Consider the following 16439-nt stretch of genomic DNA (forward strand, 5'->3'; position numbering starts at 1 on the left):
AAAAATTCTCAAATAATTGATAACGCTTACGGAGTTTTAGGGATAGAATTCATGGCGGCGGCACAGGCTTTAGATTTTCGTGATTTCCAAACAGGTATAGGGAGTAGCAAAAGCTTGGCGAAGTAATTTTTTGCTGTATGTAAGTCATCTTGATGTTGATAGACCGCTTTATAACGATCACAACAAAATGAAAGCACTTGTTAAGTCCTGCGAAATTCTGGAAGCAGTTGAAAAGAAGTTAAAGTTTAGAATAAATTTGATTCTGATTAAGAGTTAGGCAGCTTCAGCAAGTTTCTACCATCCAACTCAGTTTCGATCTTTAGTTCAAAGCTTTAGTTTATTTAATTCTCTGGTAGTAACTTAACGGTAATGATTTATCACAGACAAAAATTCAAGTCTTGCTGAATTATTTGCTATAAGTTATTTAATTTGATCTAAATTTCTTGGCCGTTGTTCCCGCCCACTCCCTGATGATAGATAAATCCTGGTTCAGAGAATTTTATTTCGGGATGAATTAGTGTATAAGTACCAAGAGGCATTTCACCACTTTCTATTTTTTCCCAGATTTCTCGTCTGGTTTTATCAACATCGCCGTGCGACATCTACCCCAATTGGTAATTTAAATGTTCTCTACCTTCGTTTACATCTTTAATGATTAACCAGGAAACAGGCGCAATATCGGAATACCATAACCAACTGTTTCATCTGAATGACAATCGTAACACGATTTTTAAATACTTCTGACACCAGTTTAGGAGCTCTTATTTCTGCTTCTACTGGAGGGGTTAGTTTTTCTACAGGAATAAATTGAATACCCAAGGCAAACACGATTATCAGCAATAAAATGGTCTTTTCATTTTTTTCCTTTGATTTTATGAAGATATATTTTTCGCAACTTAAAATTTTATTAGCTTGTTCTAAAAGCTGTTTTCAATAGTAAAGCCAAATTTTTCTAAATAAATTTTTATAGGAGCAGAAGCGCCAAATGATTCCATACTAATTGATATGCCTTCGTCTCTAACATATTTTTGCCAACCCTGACTAACACCCGCCCTCATTAGAGATTCTCTTTAATGTTTGAGGTAGCACAGTGTTTTATATTCATCGTTTTGTTTCTCAAATAATTCCCAGCTAGGAAAGCTAACTACTGGTTACATTCCTCTTCCAACAGCTCATGCGCTTCTGTAGCTTTTAATGCTAATGAAACTTCAGAACCGGAAGCCATTAAGATCAAATCCGGTTTTGATTTTGAGTCTTAAAATATACGCCCCCTTTAAGAGATTTTCGGCTGAAGAATATTTTTCTGATCGAGAATTGGTAACCCCCGCCTCGTTAGTATCAACGCCACGGGACTTTCTTTATGTTCGATAGCCGCTAACCATGCGACGGTTTTCTGTTTGCGTCTGCAGGTCTGATTACAATCAGTCCGGGGGATTGCAACCGCAAAGAAGCAAGATGTTCGACAGGCTGATGAGTTGGTCCATCTTCGCCAAGCCCGATACTCGTCGTGAGTAAAACATAAATCGGTTTTATTTTTGAAAGCGATGCAAGCCGTATGGAAGGGCGCAGATAATCTGAAAAATCTAAAAGTTGCGCCGTAAGGAATCACCTGCCGTAAATCGCCATTCCATTCATTACCCCCGCCATTCCATGTTCGCGAATTCCGAAGTGAAAATTTCTTGTCGGAGTATTTCTCAGATGAAAAATTTTATAATCTTTTAAGAAAGTATTATTTGATGGGTGCAAGATCAGCAGATCCGCCAATCAGAGGGGAAGGGAGGAAGCTATTGAATTAAGAACTTTTCCTGATGCTGCAGCGCCATCTTCTTCCCATCATCTGCAAACACCGGTAATTTTAATTTCCATTCATTGCCAGATCTCCATGCATTACTGCAGAAAATAATTTTGCCTCTTCAGTATATTTTTTTGATAATCTAAAAATTTCTATTCCATTCTCTTTCTTCTGATTTTCCATTCACTTGTACTTGCTTAAAAATTCTTTTACTTCATCGGGAATAAAGAAAGGTGTTTCTTCCTGCCAGCCCAAATTTTGCTTTGTAAGTTTTATCTCTGCTTTCTCCGAGCGGTGAGCCGTGAGCGTCGGATGAATCTTGCTTATTCGGGCTGCCGGAACCCATTGTGTGTTTTGTAATTATGAGGAGGGTTTGTCAAAACATTTTGTGCATTCGTCACTGCGGCTTCAAGACTCGCAACATCATTTACATCTTTCACAGTTTGAAACATGCAGCCGTAAGCATCAAATCTTTTGAATATCTTCAGAGAAAGCAAGAGACGTTGATCCATCAATTGTAATTTTATTATCATCGTAAAAGAAAATTAATTGCCAAGTTTAAGGTGACCTGCAAGCGAAGCACTTTCGTGAGAGATTCCCCCATCAATTCACCGTCGCTGCAAATTCCATAAATAAAATGATCAATCAACTTTATATCATCTTGATTAAATAACGATGCAAGGTAGGCTTCAGCTATTGCCATTCCCACAGCGTTAGAAAACCCCTGCCCGAGCGGACCGGTAGTTGTTTCAACTCCGGTGTTAATCCAAATTCCGGATGTCCCGTGTGATGCTTCCCATTGCCGGAAATTTTTTAACTCATCTAACGAAACACCATAACCGGATAAGTGAAGTATCGCATACAGCAGCATACTTCCATGTCTTGACGGAAAGAATAAACCTGTCGCGGTTTAACCATTTCGGGTTGCCTGGGTTGTGCCTTATTATTTTTGAGTATAGCAAATAAGCAATCGGTGCGCAGCCCATCGGCATTCCCCGGATGACCTGAGTTTGCTTTTGCACTCCTTCTATGGCTAAAAAATCTGATTGTGTTTATGGTTAATTGTTCAATATCTTTTTATGATTCGTCATTTAGTATTTCCAGAGAATATAGATGAATTAGATGATAATTTTTTATTTCAAATATATTAAAAACTTCACGATTATTTTGGTTTAACTTAACGCCAAGTAGTGTGATAATATGTCAAAGAAGGGACAAGTAGCACAGACAATCCTGTCTGTGTACTCTTAGTTACCTATAGTTTGTGGACAATAACCAATAATCACAACGAGATAGCTACAGACATATATTCACAGGCAGGTTAAATTTTAAATTTTCAAGCAGTTCTTTCATATCATCCGGCAATTCGGAATCGAATTTCATAAACTCATTTGTGTGGGGATGAATAAATCCAAGTGTCTTTGCGTGCAATGCCTGTCTCAAGATGACCTCAAGTAGGTTTTGTATTCTGCTTTTCATTTTTGGCTGATCAGCACCAAAATGAATTTTATCACCGCCGTAAGTAGCGTCACCAAATATCGGATGATTTGAAGCTGATAGATGAACTCGTATTTGATGAGTTCTTCCTGTTCTTAATCGTAGTTTTAGATAAGAGGCAAATTCGAATTCTTCAATTACGAAATAAAGCGTAATTGCTTGTTTCCCTTCGATACGGCTTACTGCAAATTTTTTTCTATCCTGTTTACTTCGGGTTATCAGCGTATCAAAAACACCTTCGGGTTCGTCCATCTTTCCCCAGCAAATAGCGTGATATTCTCTTTCAGCCGTATGCTTAAAAAATTGCAATGCAAGTTTCTGATGAGTAACATCGTCTTTAGCAACTACAAGCAAGCCGCTTGTATCCTTGTCAATCCTGTGAACAATGCCCGGTCGAATCGGCTCTCTTGTTTCACTCAATTGGCTTGTGTGGTGAAGCAAAGCATTTACAAGTGTTCCTGTATAATTGGAATAAGCCGGATGTGCAACCATTCCTGCCGGTTTATTAACGACAATCAGGAAATCGTCCTCGTAAACGATATCAAGTGGAATATTTTCAGGCTCAGCTTTTTCGGGGCGGGGGGAGATGGGAATGATTGCTTCAACAATATCGCCGGCTTTAACTAAGTAATTTGATTTTACGTATCGCCGGTTTACCCAAACAAACTTTGTATCAATTAGTTTTTGTACTCTGGAACGGGTTGCATTTTCGATTGAGTTGGTAAGAAAAATATCGAGGCGTTCTTTCGTCTTTCCTGCGGGAAGTTCAAACTTGTATGTCTTTTGACTTATTATCTTGCTCATCTTCTCTGCTTTTGGTAAAAGACTTTTCGGAAGAATTATTTTCTTCATTACCGATTATTTCTTCAACAGTGTTTTTATCATCATTTAATACGGAGCCTGTTTCGTTTACACTAACTGATTCAATTGTTTCTTCTTTTTTATGAAAGTTATAAAAGAGCAGAAGTATTAAAACACCAATCGTAACTGAAGCATCTGCTATGTTAAAGATAGGCCATCTATCGTAATGCTTCCCAAGAATTGAGAAATCAAAAAATCCACATCAAAAAAATCAACTACCTTTCCATAAAATAGAGGGGCGTAGCCGTAAAATACTCCATAGAATACTCTATCAATTAGATTGCCGATTGCACCACCGAGTATAAAGGCAATTGAAAGACGTAATGGAAATTTTTGATCTTTTATTTTGAAGAGATAAAAAAGCAGTCCAATGCTTGCTATAACTGAGAAGACCGAAATTGCTAATTTAAAATCTATACCGGATCAAAGCCAAATGCAAGCCCGGGGTTTTCAATGAAGGTAATCCTGAAAAATTCACCAATCACCGGAATAATTTCGCCGGGATACATACCTTCAATCTTAAAATTAATTAATGGGAATGAAATGCCTTTCACATAAACTTTAGAAACCTGGTCTAAAACGATTACAATGAGTGAAATGAAAAGAACTCTCAATTATTCACCCGGCTCTGCTAAAATTTTATCTTCAGTTTCAAGTTCTGATGAAGATGGTTTTTGTTTGCGATGATAAGAAAAAATAAGCATTAAAACCCCAAGTGTAACAGCAACATCTGCAACATTAAAAATATAATTGCCCATCGTTTTGTTGAAAAAATAGAATCTGAAAAAACTGACATCAAAGAAATCCACCACCTTGCCTTGAAGTAGAGGAGCGTAACCATAGAATACTCCATAAAAAACTCTATCAATCAGGTTGCCGAATGCACCGCCAATAATTAAAGCAAGCGATAAACGCTGCCCGATGTTTTCTTTGCTTACAAAGAAGAAATAAATCAGCAGACTAAACGATGCGATGATTGTAAGAATGGAAATAAGCAGTTTAAATTCTCCACCGAAGTCTATGCCAAATGCGATGCCTGGATTTTCAACAAAAGTCAAATGTAAAACATGATCTATCAGCGGAGTTTTTCTTCCGTAAGGCAAGCCGCTATTAGAAAAATTCAAGAAAGGAATATTGAATCCCTTTTACATATAGCTTCGAAATCTGATCGGCGAGAACTATCCCGAAAGAAATTAGTAATAGTTTCAAATTGTGTGCTTAAAATTTTCTGAAAAAATAATGATAGACTTTTTATTTTTTCTCCTGTTTTTGTTTTATTGGTAAGCAGAGCTGACTATGCGGTACAGCTTCAAGCCTTGCTTTTGGAACAAGGGGGCAGGTATCACACAAATGCTGCGGTTCTTCAATACACTCGAGGCAAATTCCGTAAGTTCCGGCGTCTATTCTTTTCAGAGCATCGTCGAGATAACCAAGAAATTTATTTTCGCGCTGAGCATAGAGAAAAGTTTTTTCTCGTTCCATAGCGTCTGTACCCTGTTCAGCCATGTGAAGCGAGTAAGGAGAATTTTCGTTAATGTATTCGCCTGTTGTTGGATCGAGCATTTGCTCTTTTAAATTTTGAAGTTGTTCAATTATTTCATCCCGCTTTTCAAGAATAATCTTTCTAAAATGGGCAAGATCTTCTTTGCTGTAACCTTTTATTTTTGTGATTGGCTTAGTCTTGGGGACTTCTATTGGTTCTATTTTTTTAACAACTTTAGTTTGCTTCGGTTCTTTCATTACAATTTTTTTTGTGACTTTCTGTTTAGGTGTTTTAACTGGTTTTTTTGTCTTGCTCGGTGGAGCAGTTTTAACTACTGGAGATGTTTTTTTCTTTACAATTTCTTTGACTACTTTTTTCTTAGTTACAGTTTTAGGCATAATCTTTTTTACAACCTTAGTTATCTTCTTCGGAGTTTTTTTTACTTTTTTAATCGAAGCTTTCTTAACTGTCGTTTTTTTAGCCGGTGCTTTTTTAGTGAGTGCTTTTTTAGTGAGTGTTTTTTTAGCCATTATATGGTCTCCTTTATTTAGGAATTTGCTTTTTCAATTTTAATTAAACAGCCTTGTTCGCCTATTTTCCATTCTTGATTAAATCCACCGTCTGAAATTTCACTTTGCAAAATTTGAATTGCTAAAGTTTCACTCGCAATATAATCTTTGTGAATTGAAACTGCATGAAAAATCTCGTCCGAAGCTTTATAATAAATTTTTATTTTATCAATTCCTTCAAATCCTGCATCTTTTCTCATATTCTGAATCCGATTAACAAATTCTCGTGCGAGACCTTCGGAAATTAGTTCATCATTAAGTTCCGCATCTATTGCAACAGTGACCCTGACTTCACTTTCTACAACCCAACCTTTGATCTCACTGCTGATAATTTCAACATCACTTTGCGAAATTTCAATTTTGAATCTGCAATATTAAGAAAAATACTTTTACCTTCTTCAAGAATTTTTATTTGATTTCCATCTAATTCCGTTATAGCCGCAGCAACAGATTTTACCATCTTACCAAATTTGGGTCCAATAGATTTGAAATTAGCCTTTGCAGTTTTACTAACTATTTCAGAATCATTTTGAAGAACGATAAGTTCTTTGATGTTAACTTCTTCAAGAATAACATCTTTCATTTTAGAAAGGGCATCTCTTTTGCTGCTTTCAACTACCACCATCATTTTGCTCAAAGGCTGGCGAACCTTTAAATTATTTTTTGCTCTCATAGCTCGGGCAATTGAAACAACTTGCTGAGCAACTTCCATTTTATCTTCAAGAGATTTTTCAGAATAGGTTACTGCTGGAAATTCTGATAAGTGCACCGAATCAAATTTTTCCAGTTTTGTTATCGAGTTAAGATTCTGATAGATTTCTTCAGAGACGAAGGGAGCGAAGGGGGAAGTAAGTTTCGAAACGGTTATTAAGCATTCATACAAAGTCTGATATGCGGAAATTTTATTCTCATTCATTTCAGATTTCCAGAATCTTCTTCTGCATCTTCTTACGTACCAATTTGAAAGCTGATCAATTGTGAAGTTTGAAACAGCACGAGCTGCTTTCGTAACATCATAATTATCCATCAGGTTTTCATATTCTGTTACTAACGAATTTAATTTTGAAATAATCCATCTATCTATTTCGGGTCGCTGTGCATAAACAATTGCAGGTGATGAAAAATCGAACTTGTCAATATTCGCATAGAGCACGAAGAATGAATAAGTATTGGTCAATGTTCCGAAAAATTTACGCTGTACTTCAACCAATCCTTCTTCATCAAATAAAGTCGGACGCCAGGGCGGGCTGTTTGTTACGAGATACCAGCGTGTAGCGTCGGCGCCATATTTATCAAATAAAATAAAAGGATCAACTGTATTGCCTTTCGACTTTGACATTTTCAAGCCGTTTTTGTCAAGTATCAATTCGTTCACAATTACATTTTTAAATGCGACACTATCAAAAAGCATTGTTGCGATAGCATGAAGAGTGTAGAACCACCCGCGTGTCTGGTCAATCCCTTCGCAAATAAAATCTGAAGGGAAAAAGTTTTTTTCAAATAGTTCTTTATTCTCAAAAGGGTAATGATATTGAGCAAAAGGCATTGCGCCCGAATCAAACCAAACATCAATTAATTCAGGTGTGCGTTTATAAACTTTTCCGTTTATTTCAAAAATTATTCGATCAACAAATGGTTTGTGAAGATCAATTTCTTTTAGTTCGGAAACGGGTGTTCGAACTCCGTTATCTTCATAAAAACCTTTTTTCAATTCCTCGATGCTTCCTACTGCAATCATATCGCCGTCTTCACTAACCCAGATTGGAAGGGGGGTAGCCCAAAATCTATCGCGGGAAAGTGCCCAGTCTTTATTTTCTTCGAGCCAGTTGCCGAACCTTCCTGCGCCAACTTCGGGCGGCTGCCAATTAATCGTTTTGTTTAGTTCCACCATCCTGTCTGCTATCGAAGTTGTTTTGATAAACCATGACTCGCGTGCATAATAAATTACCGGAACATTTTCGTGCCGCCAGCTAAAAGGATATGTATGGGTGATAGTTTCCTTTTTGTAAAGCGCACCTTCATGTCTTAATTTTTGAATAATTCCGGCATCTGCATCTTTTACGAATTGCCCGGCAAAGTCCGTAACTTCGGCTGTAAATAATCCACCGCGCGTAACCGGCTGCATCATCGGCAGATCATATTTTTTAGAGACTTCATAATCGTCTGCGCCAAAGGCCGGGGCAATGTGAACCACTCCGGAGCCGTCTTCTGTGCTTACAAAATTCCCACAAACAACGTAAAAAGCTTTCTTATCTGCTTTAACGTAGTCAAACAACTGTTCGTAAAAAAATCCCTCAAGAGTAGATCCCTTGAATTCATCTATGATTTCATATTCACCATCAAGGACTGACAATCTTTCTTTTGCGAGAATGATTTTTTTGTCTTTATGATTTACTTTTACATAATCAATATCGGCACCGACAGCAAGTGCAACATTGGAAATCAAAGTCCACGGTGTTGTCGTCCATACTAAAATGAATTCATCTTTCTGTTCAAGTTTGAATAAAACATAAACGGATGGATCTTTTGTTTCGCGGTAGCCGAGCGCAAGTTCGTGCGATGACAAAACAGTTTCTGATTTGGGATCCTGCGGAACTATTTTATAATCTTTATAAATCAGTCCTTTATCGAATAAAGTTTTTAGCGCCCACCAAACGGATTCGATATAATTATTTGTAAGTGTGATATATGCAGAATCAAGATCAATCCAGTACCCCATCCTATCTGTCATCTTTTCCCAAAGATCGAGATAAGTGAAAACAGAATTGCGGCAGGCTTGATTGTATTTGTCAACGCCGTATTCAATCACTTCACTTTTGTGTTTGATGCCGAGACTTTTTTCGACTTCAATTTCGACAGGCAAACCATGAGTATCCCATCCGGCTTTACGCTCTACACGGTAGCCCTTCAGTGTTTTGTAGCGGCAGATCAAATCTTTAAGCGTACGCGCCATTACATGATGAATGCCAGGCTTGCCGTTTGCTGTTGGCGGTCCTTCGTAAAAGGTGAATGATTTGGATTTATCTCTTGAGGAAATGCTTTTCTCAAAAGTTCTATTTGCTTTCCAGAATTCTAATATTTGTTGTTCAATTTCGGGGTAATTTATTTTTTCTAAATTTTGTTTAAACATTTTTTATGATTTATCAATTACTGTTGTTCGTATTTTTTAATTAATTCTTTTTCTGTTTGAATAAATTCTTTCAACTCTCTTTCGATTCTTTCTTTTCGCAGGATAATGTTTTTTGCCTGTGATTCTGCTTCAAAAATTATTTCTTTTGCTTTAAGCTGAGCTGTTTTTAATTCAAGGTCGGATAGTTTTTTTGATTCCTGCAGAATGCTTTCATAAACACGGATTTTTTCATTCGTTAGATCGGAGTCGCGTTTGGATGTAAGAATTTCTTCAATCGCCATTCCAAAAAATGCCATTGAGCCAAGCAAAATATTTCTTAAGCTGAATAGAATAAGGTTTTCGGAAAGTAATTCGCTTGCTCCAAAATATTCATTAAAATGAAATTGTAAAAATTGAAATTATTGTGACTGCAATAATTGTTGCGAAAACTACTTTGCCGCCGAAATTCCATCCGATTGATTTATTGATATACCACCCGCTTGCGAAGCACAGCATAGACATAACAAACCAAACGGCAAAATCATTTTCACCAAACTTGAATAAATCCGTTTGAAGAAAATCAGATGAGAAAATAAAAATTGCAAGTAAAACCGGAGCGGCATAGTGGGATAATTTCTTCATTTCCATTAAAGTCTCCTGATTACTTCTTTCATTATTAAAGTCATTTTTGGTTCTGCTGCCATTGCTGTTTCGATTATTTCCTGAACGTTTACGGGTTTGAGTGAATCAGGAAAACATTCGTCTGTAATAATGCTGATTCCAAGCACCTTCATTCCCATTTGGTTAGCCACAATATTTTCAGGGATGGTGGACATTCCCACCACGTCAGCACCGGTTGCACGCAGAAATCTGTACTCTGCTTTTGTTTCGAGATTAGGACCGGGTACAGCAATGTAAACACCTTTTTGGATTTTTAATTTATTTTCAAGTGCAATTTGTTCGGCAAGGTTTATCAGCTCTTGCGAATAAGGTTCGCTCATATCGGGGAAGCGCGGCCCGAGTTCATCTTCATTTGGTCCAATCAATGGATTATCGCCGAGTAGATTTATGTGATCGGTCATCAGCATAACATCGCCTTTGCGAAATTGCGGATTCATTCCACCGCAGGCGTTTGATACAAGCAGTGTTTGCACACCGAGAAATTTCATTACGCGAATTGGATAAGTTATTTGCTGCATCGTGTAGCCTTCGTAATAATGAAACCTGCCTTGCATTGCCACCACCTTCTTATTTCCAATTGTGCCAAAATTAATCTTCCTTTGTGAGATTCAACAGTTGAAATTGGAAAGTGCGGCAGATCGGAATAATCAATTTCGATATCAATTTTTATTTCACTGACTAAACCGCCAAGCCCTGTTCCGAGAACAATTCCAACAGGGAAATTATCTGAAGTATGTTTTTTAATTACAGCTAAGGTTTGTTCTATTTTATTTTTTAATTCGCTCATATTATAAAATTTTATTAACTATATCATCAATGTTTAGATCGAGATCTTTTGATTCATCAGTTTTTCGAGGTGCAGGATTTTCTTCACCGGCATAAGCAACTTTTGTTTCGAGAAGATTCGATTGGGTGTTTACGATAGACTTAAGTCTTGCAATTAGAAAGTCTTTTTCGTCGCGAAGTCTAATAACTGCATCACGAATTTCATTCGCTTGCTCACGGGCTTTCTCCAATAGTTGCGAGGCTTTAAGTTCTGCTTCTTTCACCAGGAGGTTGGCTTGTTTTTTTGAAGACTCCATAGTCCGGGAAGTTGAATCCTGCGCTTTTAATAAAGTATCCTGAAGATTTTTTTCTATTCGCTTATAGTCAGTAACTTTAATATTCAACTCATCTAATTCTCGTTTTAGTTTTTCGTTTTCTTTGTAAAGGTTGTCAAATTCATCAGCGAGTTTTTCGAGGAATGCTTGAACCTCTTCGGTTTCGTAGCCGCGCATTGACTTACTGAACTCTTGCTGTTTAATACTAAGCGGAGAAAACTTCATAACTCATTCCATTTTTTTGAATAATCTCTTTCACCAAAAATTGCTGAACCAATTCGCAGCATAGTTGAACCTTCTTCAATTGCAATTTCAAAATCACTTGTCATTCCCATTGAGAGTTCGCGTAATTGATAACCTTCAGAATTAAATTTTATTAATAAATTTTTTAAATCTCTAAAACTTTTTCTGATTAGAATTTCATTCTCGGTTAAAGGTGCAATTGTCATTAAACCTAATACATTTAGATTTTTGCTCAACTTACAAAATTTTAAAATATTTCTAACTTCAGTTTCACTCTCGGCACCTGACTTGGTTTCTTCATCAGATGTTTTTACCTGCACCAAAATTTTCTGAACTTTTCCTATTACTTCAGCTTTTTTTGCTATCTCTTCTGCAAGTTCAAATGAATCAACTGAGTGGATAATCTCTGCACAATTCACAGCATATTTTACTTTATTCATCTGAAGATTGCCGATAAAATGCCAGGTGACTTTGCTGCCGATTTTTTCAAATTTCAGATTTAATTCCTGCGCTTTATTTTCGCCAAAGTCTGAAATACCTGCATCAATTGCCTGATTGATTGCATCAATTCCAAAATACTTTGAGACTGCAATCAGCTTAATTTCATTAACGTTCCGACCACATTCTGAACACTTTTTCTGAATCCGGTTTCGCAGTGCAACAATATTATTAGCAATCATTTCAAAATTAAGGTTGTGAATCTATACCTTAATTTACAGAAAATCAACGAAAATTTTGTTAGAAAAAGCCGGCAGAGCAAACATTTACAAATTGAAAATCTTTGTGCTTTAACAGGAAGGTGAAAGAAAATTATTAAAAGGCAGCTAACTAAAGCTGCCTTGAAAGAAATGCTTTTAGAATACTTCTGACATTTGATATTATTTTTGAATTATCATCTTCTTAGTTTCAACGAAACCACCTGACCTTAATTGGTAGTAGTAAACTCCGCTGGACAGGCTGATATTCTGTCCTGCGTTAAACTCTACTTCATACGTGCCGGGGCTGCTGCTGCTCGTTTACGAGTGTGGCTACTTCGTTGCCAAGTATGTCATACACAAGAAGCCTCACCCCCAACCCCTCTCCAAAGGAGAGGGGAGTTGAAGGAATTGTATATTTTATTTTTGTTGTTGGATTAAATGGATTCGGATAATTCTGTTCAAGTGTAAATTCTGTTGGTGAATTTATTTCCACTTCAACTGTGTTTGAATATTCAAACGTTCCATCAAAATCATTTTGTTTTAACCTGTATTGATATTTACCCAAAGAGATTTTCATCAGTGAAAGAATAACTCTTAGGTTCGGTAGTAGTACCGAAGCCGGGAACAAAACCAACAACACTCCAATCCAAATTGCCAACTGAAGACTGCGGACTGCCGACTTGTTTTCTTTCTATTTCAAACCCACTGTTATTTGTCTCCGTTGCAGTTTGCCAGTTTAGCGAAACTGAGTTTTGCATTACATTTGCGGTGAAAAAGGTTAGTTCGACTGGAATAGGTGGAATAACACTAAGCGTGGCTTGTTTTAAAACTATTTCACGATCAGGATCGAATGTGACTGTTAGCGGCTGGCGATTGAAATTAAAAATATAAACTTGTTCATTCACATCATTCATTACTCTTATAAGTGTGTCAATTCCAGTGGAAAAATGTATTTTAATTTCGATGGGCATTTTATGAAATACAGTATTTGATTGGGTTTGCTTCGCTTGAAATCCCACCTCCCATGCATTTGCACCGGTTGATTGTATCCAATATCCATTTGCGTAGATAGGATGATTCGGTTCAAAAATCCACTCGTCAAAAAACCAGCTTAAATCTTCGCCATAAGCAGCGCTCATATTTTCCTGAAGATCAGAAGTAACGGCGCTGTGATATTTTAAATTTGGGTCAGTTGCATAATTCATAATTCCTTCGAAGAATTTATCATCACCCATAACGTATCTTAACTGATGAAGAACGCAAGCGCCTTTAACATAAGTGATCGCATAATTAAAAAGTATATCATTGGATGGGGTATTTATTGCCCAATCAGGTTCCGAGATTGCCCATCCGGGATTAGCAGATAAATAGTAGTCAGCATCACCGTTTATAGTATTTTTATATGAAGAGTAACCGGAAGTATGTTCTATCCAAAGTGCTTCAGAATACGTGGCAAAGCCTTCGTTCAACCAGATATCTGCCCAAGTTGCACAGGTGATCATATCGCCAAACCACTGATGTGCGTACTCGTGAGAGATCAATCCTTCGCTCCAGCAGCCCGGGCAAAGGCTCGTTAGAGTTTGGTTTTCCATGCCCCCCCAAGGGAATGAACTATTCAGAGTTGCGAAGCCGTTTTTTTCAAAAGGATGTTCACCAAATAAGGTTGAATATTGATCTGTCATTTCAAGTGTAGCTTCTTCCATTTGTATTACGGAGCTATGGTTTTCCCCCTGGTTCCAGTAGAACCTTAGCGGAATGCTGTCGTTCGGGTTAGATAATTTATGCCAGTAAACTATATCTAAATTATAATTTACTTTTCCACTAATGACAAATAAATAAGTTGCGATGTTATCTCTGCTTACCCAGTTGTAATAAATTGTATCGGCAGTTTTGATTGAATCTTCAAGTCTGCCATTTGAACCAAGTTTTACGGTTGCAGGAACTCTAACAGTTAAATCAAGTGTAGCTTTGTCGGAAGGTTTATCCCAGCATGGGAACCACTTGCGCGCGCCTTCGGGTTCGCAGTCGGTGAAGAAAAATCCACTGCTGACATATACCACGTTATCGGCTACATTCTTGTGCTGATAATAAATTTTCACATCTGCTGTTTCGCTAACATTGTAAGTCCGGTCAAGCGTGATTGTTAAAATGTTATTTACGTGAGTGAAAGAAACCCCTGCCATGTCAACTGAATCAATTTGCAATGAGGTATTAACCGCATTCAATTTGATTGAGTTGAGTGTTGAGTCAACTTCAAATGTTAAGATTTCGTATCCCTTAAAAGATTTAGGATAAGGGCTTAAAAAATTATTGTAGATATCAAGGTTTAACTCGTAATTAATTGCATTGGTCCGAATGAATAATATTTGCTTCAATATTTCCGGGCTGCACTCCATTTTGTGAATGAATTTTATTTTGGTAGCAATATTGAGAGCCGCTGTTTGTTTGTATTTGAGATAAAATATTTGTTTGGACAGCAGCTGAAATGAGAAGAAACAAAAGTAAGAATTTTTTCATATTGATCTCCCTGAAATTTAATTAGTCATCCTGCGCAAAATAGAAAGAGGACATCTTTTAAATGAATTCAGAGATTGAATATCAAAAAGAAAAAATAATTTTTTACGGAATTCATTTTGAAAATGAAGATGTCAGATATTCACATTTATTCTTTTGCGTATCATTATTTAATTATTAAAAACGTTGACCAAACTTAGAACTGTTTTCCGTCATTATAAAATAGAGACCCAGAAGATATAATTCCTATTCATCAATAGAGACTTCAAAGTTTACGATTTCATATCCTTTAATTGTCTCATAAGCGGCAAATATAATCCCGACCAATACTGATAACATACCAATCAGGAAAAAAATTGTAACAAAGTAATTTAGCTCCCAGAGAGTTGAACAAAAATGCAAGCCCGATGAAAAGCGATGTAAGTACAAAAAGAGCAACAGCAATTGTATAGCTTAATACTGCATTGCGAACAAGTTTAACTCTGTAAACCAAACTTGTGATTTGTTTAGAAATACTTTCGAGTCTAATGTTTTCCGGGTAAGCAAGATTTTCGTCACTATATTTATGGATGGTGCGCCTGCGTTCTTCGTTAAGCAGGCGAATTCTGTTTACAACGAGTGAGTATTTATTATTCATGCCAAGCAAAAGCAAGCCGCAAGCGGATATCATTATTCCGGGGGCAAGCATTGATTGAATAACTTCAACTACCGAAATTGAAATGTTCATTTTAATAATTATTTTTTTATTTGATTCAAAGATAATGAATGCTTTGATTTTAGATCAATGATTTACGAAAGTAGATTAAGACAGATGCAAGTGGAAAATTTATTTTGCCGTTTGACGACTGATAAAATTTTCAATTACTACATCAACAATTTGGAAGGTATTAATTTCAAAAGACTAGATTTAAAGAATGAAAGATAAAATAAATGAACTCTGAAGCGATGATTCGATTCAAAATTATTTAAAATTTCAAGAAGATTATCATCTGCGGTCCGTTTTACAAAATCAACAAAAACAAAATCAGGATTAGTTTTTTCTATAAAGTCAACAGCGACATTTCCATTCCTGCAAGTAAACACCCTCCAATTCAAAAAACTTTCGGGCAAACCTGCAGGTCAAATTATTGCATTCCCTATCACTTATAATGATTAATTTTTTCATTTGCTGAAATAGTTAGAGCAGAGCCGTTAAATAATTTTCACACATTAATTAAAAATAACTGTCGCAAGAAAGTTATGAAATGAAAAGTTAAAACAGAAAAATTTCCGGGTTTAAATTTCACTTCTCTTAATAAAATCTAATATCACTTGGTCCTTGATTTTAATAATTCATCAGTTGATCAGTAAAATAAATTTTACCATCGTGCAGCATTGCAACTTTATCGGCAATATTTTTACGCTGTACATATCGTGAGTAACAACTACCGAGGTCACTTTTATTTTCCCGCTTAATTCTTTTATAAGTGCATCAATCGAATCAGACATAATTGGGTCGAGTCCCGTTGTTGGTTCATCGTAAAGAATGTAATCGGGATTTGTGATAAGTGCGCGTGCAAGCCCCACCCTTTTTTTCATTCCGCCGGAAAGTTCTGCCGGTTTAATTTTCCCACATTCGTTAGCCCGACTAACTCAAGTTTTTCGCGGACAGCTTTTAGAATTTCAGATTTAGTAAAACCATTCTTCGACTCGACTAACGGCAGCCCTACATTTTCTTCAATAGTCATTGAATCAAAAAGCGCTGCCCCCTGAAAAAGAAAACCAAATTTTTTGCTAATCTCATAAAGTCTTTTCTGATCGAGGGTCATTTATAATTTCCCCTTCAACTTTTACATAACCGTCATCAGGCTGAGCAAGCCGACAATGTGTTTAATCAAGACACTTTTTCCGCA

At 36.6% G+C, this 16439-nt stretch carries 18 protein-coding genes and 7 pseudogenes; 1 reads left to right on the forward strand and 24 read right to left on the reverse strand.

The genetic code is table 11. From position 1 onward, the window contains the following. Nucleotides 1–130 precede the first annotated feature (130 nt). Nucleotides 131–277, forward strand: a complete 147-nt coding sequence (locus IPH11_12500; protein ID MBK6914420.1) for a hypothetical protein — start codon at nt 131–133, stop codon at nt 275–277. A 157-nt stretch (nt 278–434) separates the two neighbouring features. Here IPH11_12500 and IPH11_12505 read toward each other — a convergent pair whose 3' ends face one another. From IPH11_12505 to IPH11_12620, 24 genes and pseudogenes are all read right to left on the reverse strand, one after another. Beyond that, entirely contained in the window at nt 435–602 is a 168-nt protein-coding gene (locus IPH11_12505; protein ID MBK6914421.1) for a hypothetical protein, read from the reverse strand. Beyond that, nucleotides 603–677 (reverse strand): hypothetical protein, encoded by a 75-nt coding sequence (locus IPH11_12510; protein MBK6914422.1) that lies wholly within the window; start codon nt 675–677, stop codon nt 603–605. 240 nt (nt 678–917) lie between these two features. Further along, on the reverse strand, nt 918–1058 hold the full coding sequence (locus tag IPH11_12515) for a hypothetical protein (GenBank protein MBK6914423.1): 141 nt from the start codon (nt 1056–1058) through the stop codon (nt 918–920). Between the two features lie 316 nt (nt 1059–1374). Then, nucleotides 1375–1569: a hypothetical protein gene (locus tag IPH11_12520; protein MBK6914424.1), complete on the reverse strand. Its 195-nt coding sequence runs from the start codon at nt 1567–1569 to the stop codon at nt 1375–1377. Between the two features lie 36 nt (nt 1570–1605). Then, nucleotides 1606–1746, reverse strand: a complete 141-nt coding sequence (locus IPH11_12525) for a hypothetical protein (protein ID MBK6914425.1) — start codon at nt 1744–1746, stop codon at nt 1606–1608. A gap of 260 nt (nt 1747–2006) precedes the next feature. Continuing rightward, entirely contained in the window at nt 2007–2138 is a 132-nt protein-coding gene (locus tag IPH11_12530) for a hypothetical protein (protein ID MBK6914426.1), read from the reverse strand. Between the two features lie 119 nt (nt 2139–2257). Continuing rightward, nucleotides 2258–2338: a hypothetical protein gene (locus IPH11_12535; protein ID MBK6914427.1), complete on the reverse strand. Its 81-nt coding sequence runs from the start codon at nt 2336–2338 to the stop codon at nt 2258–2260. Beyond that, nucleotides 2322–2778 (reverse strand): annotated as a pseudogene (locus IPH11_12540) (hypothetical protein). The gene IPH11_12535 and the pseudogene IPH11_12540 overlap by 17 nt, the downstream one beginning before the upstream one ends. A gap of 310 nt (nt 2779–3088) precedes the next feature. Next, nucleotides 3089–4093: an RluA family pseudouridine synthase gene (locus IPH11_12545; GenBank protein MBK6914428.1), complete on the reverse strand. Its 1005-nt coding sequence runs from the start codon at nt 4091–4093 to the stop codon at nt 3089–3091. After that, nucleotides 4056–4764 (reverse strand): annotated as a pseudogene (locus IPH11_12550) (signal peptidase II). Before IPH11_12550 ends, IPH11_12545 begins: the two are co-directional and overlap by 38 nt. Then, the gene (locus IPH11_12555) at nt 4765–5274 is read right to left on the reverse strand and encodes a signal peptidase II (GenBank protein MBK6914429.1); all 510 of its coding nucleotides are present in this window, start codon (nt 5272–5274) and stop codon (nt 4765–4767) included. A gap of 127 nt (nt 5275–5401) precedes the next feature. Then, nucleotides 5402–6163 carry a conjugal transfer protein TraR gene (locus tag IPH11_12560; GenBank protein MBK6914430.1) on the reverse strand — a complete coding sequence of 254 codons (762 nt, stop codon included), beginning with the start codon at nt 6161–6163 and terminating at the stop codon, nt 5402–5404. A gap of 17 nt (nt 6164–6180) precedes the next feature. Further along, nucleotides 6181–9332: pseudogene (locus tag IPH11_12565) on the reverse strand (isoleucine--tRNA ligase). Nucleotides 9333–9349: 17 nt separating this feature from the next. Then, nucleotides 9350–9640, reverse strand: a complete 291-nt coding sequence (locus IPH11_12570; protein ID MBK6914431.1) for a hypothetical protein — start codon at nt 9638–9640, stop codon at nt 9350–9352. 64 nt (nt 9641–9704) lie between these two features. Beyond that, nucleotides 9705–9959, reverse strand: a complete 255-nt coding sequence (locus IPH11_12575; protein MBK6914432.1) for a hypothetical protein — start codon at nt 9957–9959, stop codon at nt 9705–9707. Continuing rightward, nucleotides 9959–10779 (reverse strand): annotated as a pseudogene (locus IPH11_12580) (purine-nucleoside phosphorylase). Before IPH11_12580 ends, IPH11_12575 begins: the two are co-directional and overlap by 1 nt. A gap of 1 nt (nt 10780) precedes the next feature. After that, nucleotides 10781–11317 (reverse strand): DivIVA domain-containing protein, encoded by a 537-nt coding sequence (locus tag IPH11_12585; GenBank protein ID MBK6914433.1) that lies wholly within the window; start codon nt 11315–11317, stop codon nt 10781–10783. Beyond that, complete coding sequence (locus IPH11_12590; protein MBK6914434.1) at nt 11314–12015, reverse strand: YggS family pyridoxal phosphate-dependent enzyme; 702 nt, start codon at nt 12013–12015, stop codon at nt 11314–11316. The genes IPH11_12585 and IPH11_12590 overlap by 4 nt, the downstream gene beginning before the upstream one ends. 198 nt (nt 12016–12213) lie before the next feature. After that, nucleotides 12214–12610 (reverse strand): annotated as a pseudogene (locus IPH11_12595) (T9SS type A sorting domain-containing protein). Next, on the reverse strand, nt 12591–14408 hold the full coding sequence (locus IPH11_12600; GenBank protein ID MBK6914435.1) for a M1 family metallopeptidase: 1818 nt from the start codon (nt 14406–14408) through the stop codon (nt 12591–12593). Before IPH11_12600 ends, IPH11_12595 begins: the two are co-directional and overlap by 20 nt. Next, complete coding sequence (locus IPH11_12605; protein ID MBK6914436.1) at nt 14371–14550, reverse strand: hypothetical protein; 180 nt, start codon at nt 14548–14550, stop codon at nt 14371–14373. The genes IPH11_12600 and IPH11_12605 overlap by 38 nt, the downstream gene beginning before the upstream one ends. A gap of 243 nt (nt 14551–14793) precedes the next feature. Beyond that, nucleotides 14794–15235: pseudogene (locus IPH11_12610) on the reverse strand (DUF2721 domain-containing protein). A gap of 176 nt (nt 15236–15411) precedes the next feature. Further along, the gene (locus IPH11_12615; protein MBK6914437.1) at nt 15412–15657 is read right to left on the reverse strand and encodes a hypothetical protein; all 246 of its coding nucleotides are present in this window, start codon (nt 15655–15657) and stop codon (nt 15412–15414) included. Nucleotides 15658–15871: 214 nt separating this feature from the next. Beyond that, nucleotides 15872–16439: pseudogene (locus IPH11_12620) on the reverse strand (ATP-binding cassette domain-containing protein).

This window comes from Ignavibacteriales bacterium (assembly GCA_016709155.1).
In the GTDB taxonomy this organism is placed as follows: Bacteria; Bacteroidota; Ignavibacteria; order Ignavibacteriales; family Ignavibacteriaceae; genus JADJEI01.